We start from the raw sequence: 15,651 nt of genomic DNA on the forward strand, positions 1-15,651 counted from the left end.
AATCCGGCAGGCCATTGTCTGGCCCCGTGTTCGGCCAGATGTGCCGGGCGGTCAAGTCCATGCACAGGCAGGCGCGCAGATTTAACGGTTGCCCGCAATTTGACCGGCGCTGACCGGGGGGGGGACGTATCGCCCCCCCAAGTCAAAGGCTTTTCAGAGGCTCGCGTCCAGTGCGGCGATGATCGCCTGACCCATTTCGGTGGTTGATGCGGGTGTGCCGCCGCCCGATTGCATCAGATCGGCAGTGCGCACACCATCGGCCAGAACCTTTTCAACGGCCTTTTCAACGCGTGACGCCTCGTCCCCGAGATCGAACGAATATCGCAGCGCCATGGCGAAGGACAGAATGCAGGCGCAGGGGTTCGCCTTGGCCGTCCCGGCAATGTCGGGGGCTGAACCGTGGACCGGTTCATACAGCGCCTTAGGCCGGCCATTCTCCATGGGCAGCCCGAGGGATGCGGAAGGCAGCATCCCAAGCGATCCGGTCAGCATGGCGGCAAGATCCGACAGAATGTCGCCGAACAGGTTGTCGGTGACGATCACGTCAAACTGCTTGGGCCAGCGGGTCAGTTGCATCGCGCCCGCATCGGCATACATGTGCGACAGTTCGACATCGGGGTATTCGGCGGCGTGAATTTCGGTCACCACATCGCGCCACAGCACGCCGGATTCCATCACGTTGGCCTTTTCCATCGAACAGACCTTGTTGCCGCGCTTGCGGGCCAGCTCGAACGCCGAGCGTGCCACCCGGGCGATCTCGGATTCCGTGTAGCGCTGGGTGTTCAGGCCGATCCGTTCGTTGCCTTCCTTGAACACGCCGCGCGGTTCGCCGAAATAGATACCCGAGGTCAGTTCGCGGACGATGACGATATCCAGCCCGGCCACGATATCGCGCTTCAGCGACGAGAAATCGGCCAGCGCATCAAAGCACTGTGCGGGGCGCAGGTTGGCGAACAGGTCCATTTCCTTGCGCAGGCGCAGCAGGCCACGCTCGGGTTTCTGGCTGAACTCCAGATTGTCGTATTTCGGTCCGCCAACAGCGCCCAGCAGAACGGCATCGGCCGCTTGTGCCTTTGCCATGGTTTCGTCGGTCAGGGGGGTGCCATGGGCATCGAAGGCCGCGCCGCCCACCAGATCTTCGGAGACGTCAAAGTGAATGTCGCGCTTCTCCCCGAACCAGGTGATCACTTTGCGGACTTCGGCCATGACCTCGGGGCCAATGCCGTCTCCGGGCAGGATGAGAAGGGAGGGGTTGGACATCTGACACTCCTTGCAATCGGTTAGCAGCGGCGTACCGCCATGCCTGCAAAGGGTCAAGCTGACAGGCGTCGGCGCGGTGCCGTTGTGACGCGATTTTTCCGGACCCACTGCCTGTTCCGATCATCTCAGCGATCCGTCACCAGATCGGCCCAGACCATCCGGTGGCGCGACGCCGCGTTGTCTTCTTCGCCCAGCAACCCCCGCAGCGGATCGTCCGGCGCGGGCCAGAACACGCCTGAATCGCGCACCGTCAGATCGCGGGACGGCAGGATGAACGATACCCGCAGATTGCCCGGCTGCCCGTCGGTGTCGCGCCAGTCGGCAGTGTCGCGCGCCGGATCGCCGCTTTGCCCAAGGTTCGCCCCGCCGTCTGAACGTGCGGCCGCGACACCGCCCAGCGAGGACGGACGCGGATCGGACAGGCGCGGATCCTCAAGCAGCCGCATCAGAGCGCCATTGCGCCCGTCACCATCGACTGGGTCGAGATTTGCGTTGCCAATGACGACAAAGGGAGCCGCGGGGGGCGGGCCCAAGGCACCTTCAAGCAGGGACAGCCACAGCGCGGTTTCGTCGTGGTTTCGCCGCCCGTTGCGGTCTTCCGGGCCGTCAAAGACCGGCGGCGTGGCATGCCATGTCAACAGGCTCAGCACCTGATTGCCGGGCAGTGTCACCACAACCTGCCAGTGGGCGACCGAGGCCAGACGCTGAATCGCCATCGCCTGCGCCGACGGGAAGGGGGCGCCAGCCATGGTGGGCGGGTCTGCGCCGGGCAGATCACGCCACAATAACGCCGAAAAATCCCGACTGGCCCCGTGATCAATGGGAAACCGTGACAGCACCGCCATGCCACCTTGACCGGCAAACCGGCCATATCCTTGGGCATCGCGCGGCGTTCCGCTGCGCCGGTCGCCATCCATGTCCAGCCCGGTGGCCTGCCCGGCGTTGGGTTGCAGCGCAAAGTGGTGTGGCATCGGGTGACCGGCACTGGCGAACAGCCCCGCCAGAGCGCCAAGCGCCAACTGTCCATGATCGAAATCCACGTCCTGCAGGATCAGGATGTCGGGGGCGATATGGGCGACGATCCCGGCAACAAGCCTGGCTTGGGCGTCACCCTTCAGGATATCGCGGTACAACAGCCCCGGACCATCGCGCGCCAGCCCTGTGTGAAAGGTGGCGACGCGAATCGTGTCTGCCCGGGCCGTTGCGGTGCTCAGTGCCAGACTGGCCACGAGCAAACCGGCAAAAGCGGCGATGGTGATCAGGCGGCCAACAATCCCGAATCGTCCAGAGTGGTCTGACGCCGCTTGTCGGCGATCATCCCTGCAATTCGTCCCATCGCAATCCCGCGCATCAAAAGAGAGGCCGGAAGAAATGCCCATGCCGCCACCGTCCAGATCATCGTTTGCGGATTGGTCAACGACACCGAGCCAAACAGGGACGACGCCGAGGCGACCACCGCAGGCATCAGGAATGGCAGGAGAATACCTAAGGAAATGTTAACATGGCTGTCACGACGTAACCGGGTCACCACATCTCCGCCCGAGGTGGGATCGAACGTCGGCAGGTTGACCCAGACGTTGAAGCTGCCGTTTTGCAACGGCCAGCCCTGAAGCCGCAGCGCGATATAAAACACGGCAAGCGACACAAGTGACGTCAGATAGGCCAGCCCGGCCAGTGCGCGCAGCAGATCCAACTGGGAGACCGGGGCGCTTTCGGGCAGCATCAGCACCACAAGCCGCACCGGGCTGTAGGGCACATCGATGGCTTGCCCCACTAATGATCCGATGGCGCGGGTCAGATCTGTCAGCAAGGTCGGGTGCACTTCACCCTTCAGAATCAGCGACAACAGAAAGACGGTGATCAGCAGGCTGATGAACCTGATTCGGTTAAATGGCGGGGCATCGCGGAATTCATAGAGGCAGGGATAGGCCGCATTGTATTCGAATACCGTCAGAACGGCGGCGAAAAGCCCGATGAAAACAATCACCTGCGCGGTATCGGTCGACACACCCGGCAAAAGCAGGGCCGGAGTGGCGATCAGCAGCATGACGAGAAACCCTCGCAAGCACGCGCCGACAAGCCGTGAAATCACTGCCATGTACCCTCGATGCGGACGAACGCGATAGCGTGTCGCGCCCTTGCTCCAGCCTGTTCCCGTACTTTGTGACGGGTTGCCTCAATCTTGCCCAAGTTTTGCCTACTTTCACTTCGGTTCTCAACGTCTTGTTAACCTTGACGAAAGACTTAGGGTTTTTAAGGGTGGAACTGGTGCGTGTTTGCATCAATGGTAAAGCGAAAAAAAGGCAGCCCTTGGGGCTGCCTCATGATCTTGTGTGGTGGCGCGCGGCGGGCACAAGACCCACAGGTCAGACCCAGGGGCGTGCCTGGGCAAGTGTGACTTCGTATGTTTCGATGGCCGGCGCTTTTTCCATCGTCAGGCCGATATCGTCCAATCCGTTCAGCAGGCAATGCTTGCGAAACGCGTCGACTTCGAAGGTGAGGACTTCACCGTCCGACGTGGTGATCGACTGATTCTCGAGATCGACGGTCATCCGTGCATTCTCGCCTTTGTCGGCATCGCGCATCAGCAGGTCCACCTGTTCTGGCGGCAGGGCGATGGGCAGGATGCCGTTCTTGAAGCAGTTGTTATAGAAGATATCGGCAAAGCTCGGCGCGATGACGCAGCGGATGCCGAAATCCTTGATCGCCCAGGGGGCATGTTCGCGCGACGAACCACAGCCGAAATTGTCACCGGCAACAAGGATTTCCGCGTTGCGATAGGCTGGTTTGTTCAGCACGAAATCGGGTTTCTCGTTTCGGTCGTCGTCATACCGCATCTCGTCGAACAGTGACACGCCAAGGCCCGACCGCTTGATCGTCTTTAGAAACTGCTTTGGGATGATCATGTCGGTGTCGACGTTGATCATGTCGAGAGGTGCCGCAACACCGGTGAGTTTTTCGAATTTATCCATCTCGGTCTCCTGAGGGGTAGGTATCCAGGCCCCTGAATTACTTGCGCATCGCCCGCACAAAGAACGACAGCACGACAAGGCCCATCCCGTTGAACAACAGTTCGACCCCGAGAAGGATGCCGAGGATCTGTGGTCCGACGGTGGCGAAATTCGCCGCGATATATCCGCCCAGCAGGACGGAAACCGCGCCCGAAATCAGCATTGGCCAGAAGAACGGCGAGGCGCGCATGCGCCAGGCCAGAACAACCCGGACGATGCCGTTGGCGATCAGCAGCACCAGCACCAGCAGGGCAAGGGAGACGACCCCCTCGAACGGGTTGAACAGGAACGACAGCCCCAGGAACACCAAAAGCGCGCCCAGAAGGATGTTCAGCGCCTTGTGCGCCCCGCTGTCCTCGCCCATGAAGCTGCCCGCGATCTGAAACCCGCCGCTGAGCAGGAACAGGATCCCGGTCAGCGTGGTGATCGCCAGCGAAGCCAGAACCGTGTTGCCAAGGGCGAATATGCCAAAAGCGATCGACACGAGGCCAAGCAGCAACCATTTGTTCCAGGGTTTCATCACATCAGCTCCCGCACGTCGGTCAACCTGCCGGTCACCGCCGCGGCCGCTGCCATGGCGGGGGACATCAGGTGGGTGCGTCCGCCGCGGCCTTGACGGCCCTCAAAGTTGCGGTTGGATGTGGCCGCGCAGCGTTCGCCCGGCTCAAGCTGGTCGGGGTTCATCGCAAGGCACATGGAACAGCCCGCAAGGCGCCATTCAAACCCGGCATCCTTAAAGATGTCGGCCAGCCCTTCTTCTTCGGCCTGGGCGCGGACAAGACCCGATCCGGGCACGACCATTGCACGCACGCCATCGGCAACCTTTTTGCCCTTCAGGATGGCGGCTGCGGCGCGCAGATCTTCAATCCGGCCATTGGTGCAAGAGCCAATGAACACGGTATCGATGGGGATTTCGCAAAGCGGTGTTCCCGCCGTCAGCCCCATGTATTCAAGCGAGCGTTTCGCAGCATCGACCTTGCCGCCCTTGAAATCATCGGCCGATGGAACCACTCCGGTGATCGGCAACACGTCCTCGGGCGAGGTGCCCCAGGTGACGACGGGCGCGATATCTTCGCCGCGGATCGTGACGACCTTGTCCCACTTCGCGTCGTCATCGGTGAACAGGGTTTTCCACCAGTTCAGCGCGGCTTCCCACTGGGCGCCTTTGGGGGCGTGTGGGCGGCCCTTGCAATAGGCATAGGTCTTGTCGTCGGGCGCGATCAGACCGGCGCGTGCGCCGCCTTCGATGGCCATGTTGCAGACGGTCATCCGCCCTTCCATCGACAGATCGCGGATCGCCTCGCCGCAATATTCGATGACATACCCGGTGCCGCCCGCCGTGCCGGTCGTGCCGATGACCGACATGGTGATGTCTTTTGCGGTAACGCCCGGCGCCAGCTTGCCGGTGATCTCGACCTTCATGTTCTTCGATTTGCGCGCGATCAGGGTCTGGGTGGCCAGCACATGTTCGACCTCGGACGTGCCGATCCCGTGCGCCAATGCGCCGAATGCGCCATGGGTCGCGGTGTGCGAATCGCCGCAGACCACCGTCATGCCCGGCAGGGTCCAGCCCTGTTCGGGACCGACGATATGCACGATTCCCTGCCGTAGGTCCGACACCGGGTAATAGTGAATGCCGAAATCGCGGGCGTTCTTGTCCAGAGCCTCGACCTGAATGCGCGATTCTTCGTTGTCGATATGCACGTCGCGGCCCGGTGTGGTGGGCACGTTGTGATCGGGCACGCCAATGGTGCGTTCGGGCGCGTGCACGGTGCGGCCCGAGGTGCGCAGCCCCTCAAAGGCCTGCGGGCTGGTCACTTCATGTACCAGATGCCGGTCGATATAGAGAAGGCAGGTGCCATCCTCGGCTTCGTCTACCAGATGGTCATCCCATATCTTGTCATAGAGCGTCTTGGGGGACATCGGTCCTCTCCCTTGTTGCAAGTTCGGAAAACGGTGTGCGGGCGGGCGCCCTCTGGCCACAATCAGGGACGGGCAATGGCCGTCAGTGTCGCGCCGAAGAACCGCCAGGGCAGGCGGGCGCGATCTTCCATGTCAAAAACGGGCACAACAGAAACCTGTGTCATCCTTGATCCGATACAGCGCAGCCCGGCCCTGTGCAAGGCATCAGCCTCGCCGCGGTGCAGCGGCGCGGGTCAGACGGTCGTTGATGGCAAGTCCAAGACCGGTCTGCGGGATCGGCGACACCGCGATACGGGTTGCCCCCATGGCATCCAGCGCCCGCAGGTGGGCAAACAGGTTCGCCGCCGCCTCGGTCAGGTCGCCGCCCGGCGACAGGTTCAGCGGAGCGGTCACGGAGCCAAAGCCCAGCAGGGTCTCGCCCGGTTCAGCCCGGTCGGCATTCAGCCGGACCGTGCCGCGTGGCGCATAGTGTGATGTGAGTTGTCCCGGCGCGGTGATCGCGCCATTCTGGGCGGGCAGGGCGAGCGGCGCGCCAAGACAGGCGACAATAGTTTCGGCCGGCAGCCCGCCGGGGCGCAGCAGGGTCGGCACCGGATCGAACCCGACAATGGTTGATTCCACACCAACACCGCAGGCGCCGCCGTCCAGCACCGCGTCGATCCGTCCCGACAAGCCGTCCATCACATGGGCGGCGGTGGTGGGCGAGACACGCCCCGATGGATTGGCCGAAGGCGCTGCCACGGGCACTCCGGCCAGCATCAACAGTTCGCGCGCAAGGGCCGAGGCGGGCACGCGCACAGCCACAGTATCAAGACCCGCCGTCACCAGTTGCGACACCCCGCTGTCGGGCCGCAAAGGAAGCACCAGCGTCAGCGGCCCCGGCCAGAAAGCCTGCGCCAGCATCAGTGCCGCGCCGTCGATCACCGCGATCCGGGCGGCTGCGGTCAGATCGGGAACATGGACGATCAACGGATTGAACGATGGCCGCCCCTTGGCCGCAAACACCCGCGCCACCGCCCGGTCATCGGTCGCATCTGCACCCAGCCCATAGACCGTTTCGGTCGCAAATCCGACCAACCCGCCGGCCGACAGCAGGGCAGCAGCGCGCGCCAGACCGGGGCGGTCAGGCTGTAGCAGAGAGGTGTCGATTTCGGCCATGTCGATTTTTACGCTGCGTCGGGGTTGTCGGATCGCGCCCACCGGACCAGATTGCGCACATCGCCCTATAAATGCGTTGCCGCAGCTTGCCAAGGCGCCCCTCCGGAGGACCCAATGCCCTATCGCGCCCCGATTCGTGATTTTACCTTTCTGTTCGACCATGTCGTTGGGCTGGATCAGGTCATTGCGACCGACCTGTTTTCCGAGGCTACCACCGACGTGACCGAGGCGATTCTTACCGAGGCGGGCAGGCTGTGCGAAACCGTTCTGGCGCCGCTGCAACGTCCGGGCGATCAGCACCCCGCGCGGCTGGAAAACGGCATTGTGCGCACCCCGCCCGGTTTCGCCGAAGGATATGCGGCGATTGCCGACGGCGGCTGGATCGGCATGTCGGCCAGCCCCGGACAGGGCGGCATGGGCCTGCCGATGACCGTGACGACCGCGGTGAACGAAATGATGTCATCGGCCTGTCTGTCGCTGCAACTGAATCCGCTGATGACCCAAGGCCAGATCGAGGCGCTCGAGCATCACGCCAGCGATGCGATCAAGGCGCTGTATCTGCCGAAACTGATCAGCGGCGAATGGTGCGGCACGATGAACCTGACTGAACCGCAGGCGGGCAGCGATGTGGGCGCGTTGCGCAGCAGGGCCGAGCCGAACGGCGACGGAAGCTTCGCCATCTCTGGGCAGAAGATTTATATCTCGTGGGCCGACAATGATTTCACCGCCAATGTCTGCCATCTGGTGCTGGCGCGATTGCCCGACGCAGTGCCGGGCACCAAGGGGATTTCCCTGTTCATGGTGCCGAAATTCATTCCCGACGAAGATGGAAATCCGGGGCGGCGCAACGAGTTGAGCGTCGTCAGCCTTGAGCACAAGATGGGCCTGCACGGCTCGCCCACCGCCGTCATGCAGTATGACGGCGCGACAGGCTGGCTGATTGGCCCCGAACACGGTGGCATGGCGGCGATGTTCACGATGATGAACAACGCCCGTCTTGGCGTAGGGGTGCAGGGAATTGGCGTGGCCGAGGGCGCATTTCAGCACGCGTTGGCCTATGCGCTGGACCGCAAACAGGGGCGCGCGGACGGGACGGGTACGATTGTCGAACATGCCGATGTGCGCCGGATGCTGACGGGCATGAAGGCCGACGTCTGGGCCGCCCGGTCCATCGCGCTGGCCTGCGCCGTGGCCATCGACATGGCCCGCGCCACCGGTGATGCCGACTGGGCCGCACGGGCCGCATTGCTGACGCCCATCGCCAAGGCATTCGGCACCGATATCGGGATCGAGGTCAGCCAGACCGGCGTGCAGGTGCATGGCGGCATGGGCGTGATCGAAGAAACCGGCGCTGCGCAGTATTCCCGCGACGTGCGGGTCACCGCGATCTATGAGGGCACCAACGGCATCCAGGCAATGGACCTTGTGGCGCGCAAGATGATGGACGAGGGGGAAGCCGCGTTCCGCCTGCTTGACGAGGTCCAGACGGGGGCCGAATCTGCCCGCGCCAAACAGCCCGAACTGGCACAGGCGGTCTGGAGCGCTGCCGAAACCCTGCGCGAGACGACCGAATGGTTGGTGGCGCAGGACGACATGCAGAACCGGTTTGCCGGTGCCGTTCCATACCTGCGCGGTTTTGCACGGGTGCTTGGCGGGCACTTTCACTTGAAATCCGCCATTGCAGGCGATGAAAAGCGCTGTGCCTTGGCCGCATTTTATATCGACCGGATCCTGCCGGAGCATATCGGTCTGCTGGCGCAGGTGCGTGTCGGGGCGGAAGGGTTGTATACGCTCAGCCCGGACGATCTGGCCGCGTGATGGCTGGCACCACGCTGCGCTATCCCCACGCCGTACCGCCGGTAACGGGCGAGGCGACCGAAATCGCCGAAGGTGTGCTTTGGGCGCGTCTGCCGCTGCCGATGGCTCTGGATCACGTCAACGTCTATCTGCTGGACGATGGCGATGGCTGGTGTGTTGTCGATACCGGTTTCGACAGTCGCAAGACCCGCGCGGTGTGGCAGGCGCTGCTGTCCGGGCCGATGGCGGGGCGCCCGGTGACAAAGGTTCTGGTCACCCACCATCACCCCGACCATATCGGGCTGGCCGGATGGTTTCAGGCGCAGGGCGCCGAATTGATAACCACGCGCACTGCATGGCTGATGGCGCGGATGCTGGTGCTGGACGATCAGGACCGCCCGTTGCCCGAAACGCTGGACTTCTGGCGCGGGGCCGGGATGGACGCCGCGACGTTTGCACAGCGCGCGGGTGAACGGCCATTCAACTTTGCCGATGTGGTGGCACCGCTGCCGCTGGGATATACTAGGATCGCTGAGGGATCGGTGGTGCGGATTGCCGGGCGCGACTGGGACGTGCGGATCGGCAACGGCCACGCACCGGAACACGCGACACTCTGGTCGCGCGATGACGGGCTGGTGATTGGCGGGGATCAGTTGATTCCGTCAATTTCGCCAAATCTGGGGGTCTATGCCACCGAACCGCTGGCCGATCCGGTGGGCGAATGGCTGGAATCCTGCGAACGGTTCCTGCCGCTGGCCGATGATGCCGCGTTGATTCTGCCCGGTCACAAGCTGCCGTTTCACGGATTGCCGCTGCGGCTGCGCCAACTGATCGCCAATCACCACGGCGCTCTGGACCGGCTGCACGGATACCTGAGCGAACCGAAAACCGCCGCCGAGTGTTTCCGTGTGATGTTCAAGCGCGAGATCGGGCCGGGTGAATATGGGCTGGCTCTGGTCGAAAGCTTCGCCCATTGCCAGCATTTGTGGCACGGGGCGCGCGCCACCAAGACGCGGCGCGACGACGGCGCGTGGCTGTGGCAGGCCGCCGGCTGAAATCCTTCCCGGCGATGAAAGAACGCCGGGGCGACCCGGCGATCTTGTGGGAGAATAGCCCGGAGGACAGCGCCGGTCAGGTCAGACCTTGCGTCGCCAGCGGTTGAACTCATCGTCGATCAGCAGGATGTCGCGGTCGATTCCAGCGATTGACCTGCGCCCGCACAGCGCCATGGTGGTGTCCAGCTCCTTGCGGATCACCTCAAGCGCGGTTTCGACGCCCTGCTGCCCCATCGCGCCAAGTCCATAGACAAAAGACCGCCCGATATAGGTGCCCTTTGCACCCATGGCGATGGCCTTCAGCACGTCCTGACCTGACCGGATTCCACCGTCCATGTGCACCTCTACCTGATCGCCCACAGCCTCGACGATTTCGGGCAATGCGCGGATCGAGCTGATCGCGCCGTCCAACTGTCGCCCACCGTGGTTTGACACAACGATGGCATCGGCGCCCACGTCCACGGCGCGGCGGGCGTCTTCGGAGTCGAGAATCCCTTTCAGGATCACCTTGCCGCCCCACATCTCTTTGAACTGCGCGATCCGGTCCCAGTCGAGCGAGGGATCGAACGCCTCGGCAGTCCACGATGATAGGGATGACGGATCACTGACCCCCTTGGCATGGCCGACAATATTGCCAAAGCTGCGCCGTTTGGTGCCCAGCATCTCAAGGCCCCATGGCACCTTGGTCATCATGTTTGCGATGGATTTCGGGGTCAGTTTGGGCGGGGCGGACAACCCGTTGCGAATGTCCTTGTGACGCTGGCCCATGATCTGCAAATCAACGGTAATCACGATGGCTGAACAGTTTGCGGTGCGGGCCCGGTCGAACAACCGCTCCATGAAATCGGTGTCTTTCAGGGTATAGACCTGAAACCAGAAAGGTTTGGTGGTGTTCTGCGCCACATCCTCGATCGAGCAGATCGACATGGTGGACAGGGTAAATGGCACGCCCGCCTTTTCGGCGGCCTTGGCGGCCAGAATCTCGCCATCGGCATGCTGCATCCCGGTCAGGCCCACGGGGGCCAGCGCGACGGGCATCGACACATCCTCGCCGATCATCTGGCTGGCCGTGCTGCGCCCGGCCATGTCGACCGCAACCCGTTGACGCAGGCGCAGCAGGTCGAAATCGGCGCAGTTGTCGCGAAAGGTCTGTTCGGTCCATGCGCCCGATTCACAATAGTCAAAGAACATCTTCGGCACGCGACGTTTGTAGATACGCTTGAGGTCTTCGATCTCGGTGATGACGGGCATTGGGCGGCTCCGGTGAAATTGGTAAGAAATGGTTACCAACGCCCGGGGGGCACGGCAACTCTCAATTCAGGGGTCACGCAGGGCCGGACCCACGGTTTTCAAGCCGATCGCAAAGGTGGGGGAACCCGCGCGAGCCTGAATGGCAGAACCGCCGGATCAGGCCCGGTGCGCCCCCTCGGCCAACCCGCGGACAAACTCCAGCACCTGTTCCACGGGTTTGCCTGACGCCATTTCCGCCACGATGGCCGATCCCACGACGCAACCATCGGCGATTTCCGCGATGGCCTGGGATGCCTCGGGGGTGCGGATGCCAAAGCCGACGATGACGGGAAGATCCGTTGCCGCCTTGATCCGTGCGACCTCGGGAGCGACGTCGACCGCCTGGGGGGCTGCCGCGCCGGTGATTCCGGTGATCGAGACGTAATAGAGAAAGCCCGACGTGTTGGTCAGGACTTTGGGCAGGCGCGCGTCGTCGGTGGTGGGCGTGGCAAGACGGATAAAGTTCAGCCCCGCCGCCTGCGCCGGAATGCACAATTCACTGTCTTCCTCGGGCGGCAGGTCGACCACGATCAACCCGTCGATACCGGCCTCTTTCGCCTCGGCGAGGAAACGGTCGACACCGCGCGAATAGATCGGATTGTAATATCCCATCAGGACGATCGGCGTCACATTGTCGTCCTTGCGGAACGCGCGCACCAGATCAAGTGTGCGCAGCAGGGTCATCCCCCCCGCCAGCGCCCGTTGTCCGGCAAGCTGGATCGTTTCGCCGTCGGCCATCGGATCGGTAAACGGCAAACCCAGTTCGATGATATCCACGCCCGCCTCGGGCAAGCCCCGGACCAGCGCCAGCGAGGTATCGAAACCCGGGTCGCCTGCCATGACATAGGACACGAAGGCCTTGCGCCCCTTTGCCCGCAATTCTGCAAATTTTGCGTCGATCCGTCCCATATCCGTCCCCTCTGGCATCGTCCCTTGGGTGTGCGTGAAACCGGCGGCAAGATCAATGGTGCGCGGGAAATTCCGCAGCCCGGTACTGGAACCTTTGCCGTGTCGCCCCATATGACGCTGATGAATTATGTCCTTGCCCTGTTCCTGCCGCCGCTGTCGATCCTGTTTACGGGTCGGTTGATCCTGTCGATTGTCGTGTTCCTGATCTGGGTGCCCGCGATCCTGATTTCAGGGGGATTGGGCCATCCGATCTTTATCCTTCTGGCCTGGCTGCTGATCTATCAGTCGCATGCTGACCGCCGCGAAGACGGCTGAGCCACCACGGCTTGCACCGCGCGCCGCCGCCGCCTAGAAGCGCGGAGGGCAGAAAAAGGAGCGCGCCATGGGTTTCAAGATGGGTATCGTCGGCATGCCGAACGTGGGCAAGTCGACCCTGTTCAACGCGCTGACCCGGACCGCCGCCGCGCAGGCCGCGAATTTTCCATTCTGCACGATCGAACCGAACGTGGGTGAAGTGGCCGTGCCCGACGCCCGGCTGGATCAGTTGGCCGCGATTTCGAAAAGCAAACAGATCATCCCGACGCGGATGACCTTTGTCGACATCGCCGGACTGGTCAAAGGCGCAAGCCGGGGCGAGGGGCTGGGCAATCAGTTTCTGGCCAACATCCGCGAATGCGATGCCATCGCCCATGTATTGCGCTGTTTTGAAGACGATGATGTGACCCATGTGGAGGGCCGGATCGATCCCGTGGCCGACGCCGAAACCATCGAGACCGAATTGATGCTGGCCGATCTGGAAAACATCGAGCGCCGCATTTCCGGGCTGCAACGCAAGGTCAAGGGTGGCGACAAGGATTCCGTGGCGCAAGAACGCCTGCTGAAGGCCGCGCAACAGGCTCTTGAAGCGGGCAAGCCCGCACGCACCATTGAAGTGGCCGAAGATGATCGCCGCGCCTGGGCGATGCTGCAACTGCTGACCGCAAAACCGATCCTGTTTGTGTGCAACGTGGCCGAGGACGAGGCTGCGACCGGCAACGCCCAAAGCGCCCGGGTCACTGAAATGGCCAACGAACAGGGCGCCGGAATCGTCGTGATTTCCGCGAAGATCGAAGAAGATATCAGTCAGCTTGATGCCGAAGATGCCGGGATGTTCCTTGAGGAACTGGGGCTGGAAGAGGCTGGACTGACCCGATTGATCCGCGCCGGATACGATCTGTTGGGGTTGCAGACCTATTTCACCGTCGGCCCGAAAGAGGCACGCGCCTGGACGATCCCCAAGGGCACCTTGGCGCCCCGGGCGGCAGGGGTCATCCACGGCGATTTCGAACGCGGGTTTATCCGGGCCGAAACCATCGGGTTTGACGATTATGTCACGCTGGGTGGCGAAGCAGCGGTCAAAGAGGCCGGCAAGATGCGGGTCGAGGGCAAGGGTTATCTTGTCAAGGACGGCGACGTGCTGCACTTCCTGTTCAGCGGCTGACCCGGGCCGGGATGGCATTGCAGGCCCCGTTCGTCAGCGATTATCGCGCTTTGCGGGTGATGGCGGCCACGGGTTATCCGGTGGTGTTCGGCGCCACCCCTTCGATGCAGCAGCCCGGCGGGCAGGGCACGACCAATTGCGGACAGCGCGAATTCGCCCCGGTGCTGGCCCGTGCCGTGGGGTGGCTGCCCTGTTTTTCGAAACGCACAAGGCACCCGACACCGCGCTCAACGACGGGCCAAACAGGATTCCGCTGGACGCGATGCCCCTGCTGATCGGCCAGTTGCGCGCCTTCGACGATCTGGCCAAGGCAATGTCAGCCGACGTGGTGTAGAATTCGCGCCAGTGCATCGGCCACGATCTCCTTGGCCCGCGCAGAACTCGCCGCTTCGGCATAACAGCGCAGCTCTGGTGCGTTGCCCGAGGGGCGCAGATGCAGGATCTCACCGCTGTCAAAGGTGATACGCAACCCATCCGTCAGATCGATCCCCGCTTCAGACCCCATGGTGGGGAATATCGCGGCGCGGCTTTCGGCGCTGGCCGTCAGATCGGCGATCAGCGCCTGTGAAACAACCGTCGGCAACCCTTCGGCCCGGTCGGCCGCCGTGCGGCGCGGCGGCAGCGTGGCCATCGTTGCGGCCAGCGGCACGGCACTCAGCGCACAGAGGATCGGCAGCACCGCGTCGCGGGTCATCAGCGGCGGCAGGGTGCCGTGTTCTGATATGGCCGTGAACCCGGTCAGAAACCCGCCGTTCGCCTCGTATCCCACGACCTTTGCCAAAGGATCCCCGGCCAGAATCGTCTCAATCCCGGCAATGACATGGGGCGATCCGATCCCGGTGCGGGTGGTTGCAAAGCCCATGCGCTCTACCATCGTGTTTGATGAAACCGGCGTGACGACCTCCGTCGCGCCCAGATGCCGGGCGGTCAGTGCACCGATGATATCGCCGGGAATGACCGTACCCGTCGCGTCGGTGACAAGCGGGCGGTCACTGTCCCCGTCCAGCGAGACGATGGCGTCCAGATCGCCGCCCGCCGCCCATTCGGCCAGTTGCACGCGGGTGGCTGGGGGCACGGCTTCGGTATCGACGGGAATGAACGTATTGCTGCGGCCCAGCGGACGGGGGGTTGCACCCAGGGCGCGCAGGATCGCCGACAGGCTGTCACGCCCGACCGCCGAATGTTCATAGACGCCGACGGTCAGACCCGACAGTGCGCCCGGCGCAAAGAAACCGGTGAACCGGTCGATATACCGCGCGTCCGTGCTGGTGTCGGCGAGCGGATCCGACAGGTCCATCGGCCCGTTCCATGGGACAAGCGCGGCGATGATCGCCGTCTCGTCGTCTTTGGTTATTTCACCCGTCGCCGTATAGAATTTCAGCCCGTTGCGATCTGCCGGAATGTGGCTGCCGGTGATCATCACCGCCGGAGCCTTTTGCCGCAACCCCTCCAGCGCCAGCGCGGGGGTGGCGATTTCGCCGCAGTCGATCACATTGACCCCCAGCGCCCGTGCTCCTGCGGCGACGGCCCGCAGATGCTGGCGCGACGAGGGGCGCAGATCGCAGGCGACCAGCAGCGTTCCGCCGTGCGGGGTCACCGAAAGGAACGCGCGGGTATAGCGGGCGCAGAGCTCGTCGGTCAGCTCAGTGACCAGACCGCGCAATCCGCTCGTGCCAAATTTCGGTGCCATGATGCCTCCTGAGTATTTTTGGTGGAGTAGCACGGGCGCGCCGACCCGTCACGGGCTCTATGCTGCGGGCGCGATCAG

14 protein-coding genes and 1 pseudogene are annotated in these 15,651 nt (G+C 63.2%); 5 read left to right on the top strand and 10 right to left on the bottom strand.

The features are described 5' to 3' along the window. Window positions 1-153: 153 nt before the first annotated feature. From leuB to FQ320_RS04485, 7 genes are all read right to left on the bottom strand, one after another. Complete coding sequence (leuB, locus tag FQ320_RS04455; RefSeq protein WP_148470399.1) at window positions 154-1,260, bottom strand: 3-isopropylmalate dehydrogenase; 1,107 nt, start codon at window positions 1,258-1,260, stop codon at window positions 154-156. 125 nt (window positions 1,261-1,385) lie between these two features. Further along, a complete protein-coding gene (locus FQ320_RS04460) occupies window positions 1,386-2,489 on the bottom strand; it encodes an endonuclease/exonuclease/phosphatase family protein (protein ID WP_187393785.1) in 1,104 nt (367 codons plus the stop codon). Window positions 2,490-2,518: 29 nt separating this feature from the next. Further along, window positions 2,519-3,307, bottom strand: coding sequence for a hypothetical protein (locus FQ320_RS04465; RefSeq protein ID WP_255509367.1), 789 nt, complete (start codon window positions 3,305-3,307; stop codon window positions 2,519-2,521). A 319-nt stretch (window positions 3,308-3,626) separates the two neighbouring features. Beyond that, window positions 3,627-4,232 carry a 3-isopropylmalate dehydratase small subunit gene (leuD, locus tag FQ320_RS04470; protein ID WP_148470401.1) on the bottom strand — a complete coding sequence of 202 codons (606 nt, stop codon included), beginning with the start codon at window positions 4,230-4,232 and terminating at the stop codon, window positions 3,627-3,629. 37 nt (window positions 4,233-4,269) lie between these two features. Beyond that, complete coding sequence (locus FQ320_RS04475) at window positions 4,270-4,791, bottom strand: HdeD family acid-resistance protein (RefSeq protein WP_148470402.1); 522 nt, start codon at window positions 4,789-4,791, stop codon at window positions 4,270-4,272. Next, entirely contained in the window at window positions 4,791-6,194 is a 1,404-nt protein-coding gene (gene leuC / locus FQ320_RS04480) for a 3-isopropylmalate dehydratase large subunit (protein ID WP_148470403.1), read from the bottom strand. The genes FQ320_RS04475 and leuC overlap by 1 nt, the downstream gene beginning before the upstream one ends. Window positions 6,195-6,398: 204 nt before the next feature. After that, complete coding sequence (locus FQ320_RS04485; RefSeq protein WP_148470404.1) at window positions 6,399-7,352, bottom strand: L-threonylcarbamoyladenylate synthase; 954 nt, start codon at window positions 7,350-7,352, stop codon at window positions 6,399-6,401. Between the two features lie 114 nt (window positions 7,353-7,466). Between FQ320_RS04485 and FQ320_RS04490 the strand changes: the two genes are divergently transcribed. Both FQ320_RS04490 and FQ320_RS04495 read left to right on the top strand, forming a co-directional pair. Then, window positions 7,467-9,170: an acyl-CoA dehydrogenase gene (locus FQ320_RS04490; protein WP_148470405.1), complete on the top strand. Its 1,704-nt coding sequence runs from the start codon at window positions 7,467-7,469 to the stop codon at window positions 9,168-9,170. Continuing rightward, a complete protein-coding gene (locus FQ320_RS04495; RefSeq protein WP_148470406.1) occupies window positions 9,170-10,204 on the top strand; it encodes an MBL fold metallo-hydrolase in 1,035 nt (344 codons plus the stop codon). Before FQ320_RS04490 ends, FQ320_RS04495 begins: the two co-directional genes overlap by 1 nt. A gap of 81 nt (window positions 10,205-10,285) precedes the next feature. On the opposite strand, the gene FQ320_RS04500 is transcribed toward FQ320_RS04495, so the two are convergent. Both FQ320_RS04500 and trpA read right to left on the bottom strand, forming a co-directional pair. Next, window positions 10,286-11,455 carry an alpha-hydroxy acid oxidase gene (locus tag FQ320_RS04500; protein ID WP_148470407.1) on the bottom strand — a complete coding sequence of 390 codons (1,170 nt, stop codon included), beginning with the start codon at window positions 11,453-11,455 and terminating at the stop codon, window positions 10,286-10,288. 156 nt (window positions 11,456-11,611) lie between these two features. Then, window positions 11,612-12,403, bottom strand: coding sequence for a tryptophan synthase subunit alpha (trpA, locus tag FQ320_RS04505; protein ID WP_148470408.1), 792 nt, complete (start codon window positions 12,401-12,403; stop codon window positions 11,612-11,614). Window positions 12,404-12,523: 120 nt separating this feature from the next. Between trpA and FQ320_RS04510 the strand changes: the two genes are divergently transcribed. The 3 genes and pseudogenes from FQ320_RS04510 to FQ320_RS26300 form a co-directional block, all read left to right on the top strand. Then, window positions 12,524-12,718: a hypothetical protein gene (locus tag FQ320_RS04510; protein ID WP_148470683.1), complete on the top strand. Its 195-nt coding sequence runs from the start codon at window positions 12,524-12,526 to the stop codon at window positions 12,716-12,718. Between the two features lie 67 nt (window positions 12,719-12,785). Beyond that, the gene (ychF, locus tag FQ320_RS04515) at window positions 12,786-13,883 is read left to right on the top strand and encodes a redox-regulated ATPase YchF (protein WP_148470409.1); all 1,098 of its coding nucleotides are present in this window, start codon (window positions 12,786-12,788) and stop codon (window positions 13,881-13,883) included. Window positions 13,884-13,915: 32 nt separating this feature from the next. Further along, a pseudogene (locus tag FQ320_RS26300) lies at window positions 13,916-14,217 on the top strand (3-deoxy-8-phosphooctulonate synthase); the annotation flags it as partial. On the opposite strand, the gene FQ320_RS04525 reads toward FQ320_RS26300, so the two are convergent. Continuing rightward, complete coding sequence (locus FQ320_RS04525) at window positions 14,200-15,573, bottom strand: phosphomannomutase (protein ID WP_148470410.1); 1,374 nt, start codon at window positions 15,571-15,573, stop codon at window positions 14,200-14,202. The pseudogene FQ320_RS26300 and the gene FQ320_RS04525 sit on opposite strands and share 18 nt — an antisense overlap. Window positions 15,574-15,651: the final 78 nt, after the last annotated feature.

The organism is Oceaniovalibus sp. ACAM 378 (genome assembly GCF_008085915.1).
Taxonomy (GTDB): Bacteria; Pseudomonadota; Alphaproteobacteria; order Rhodobacterales; family Rhodobacteraceae; genus Oceaniglobus.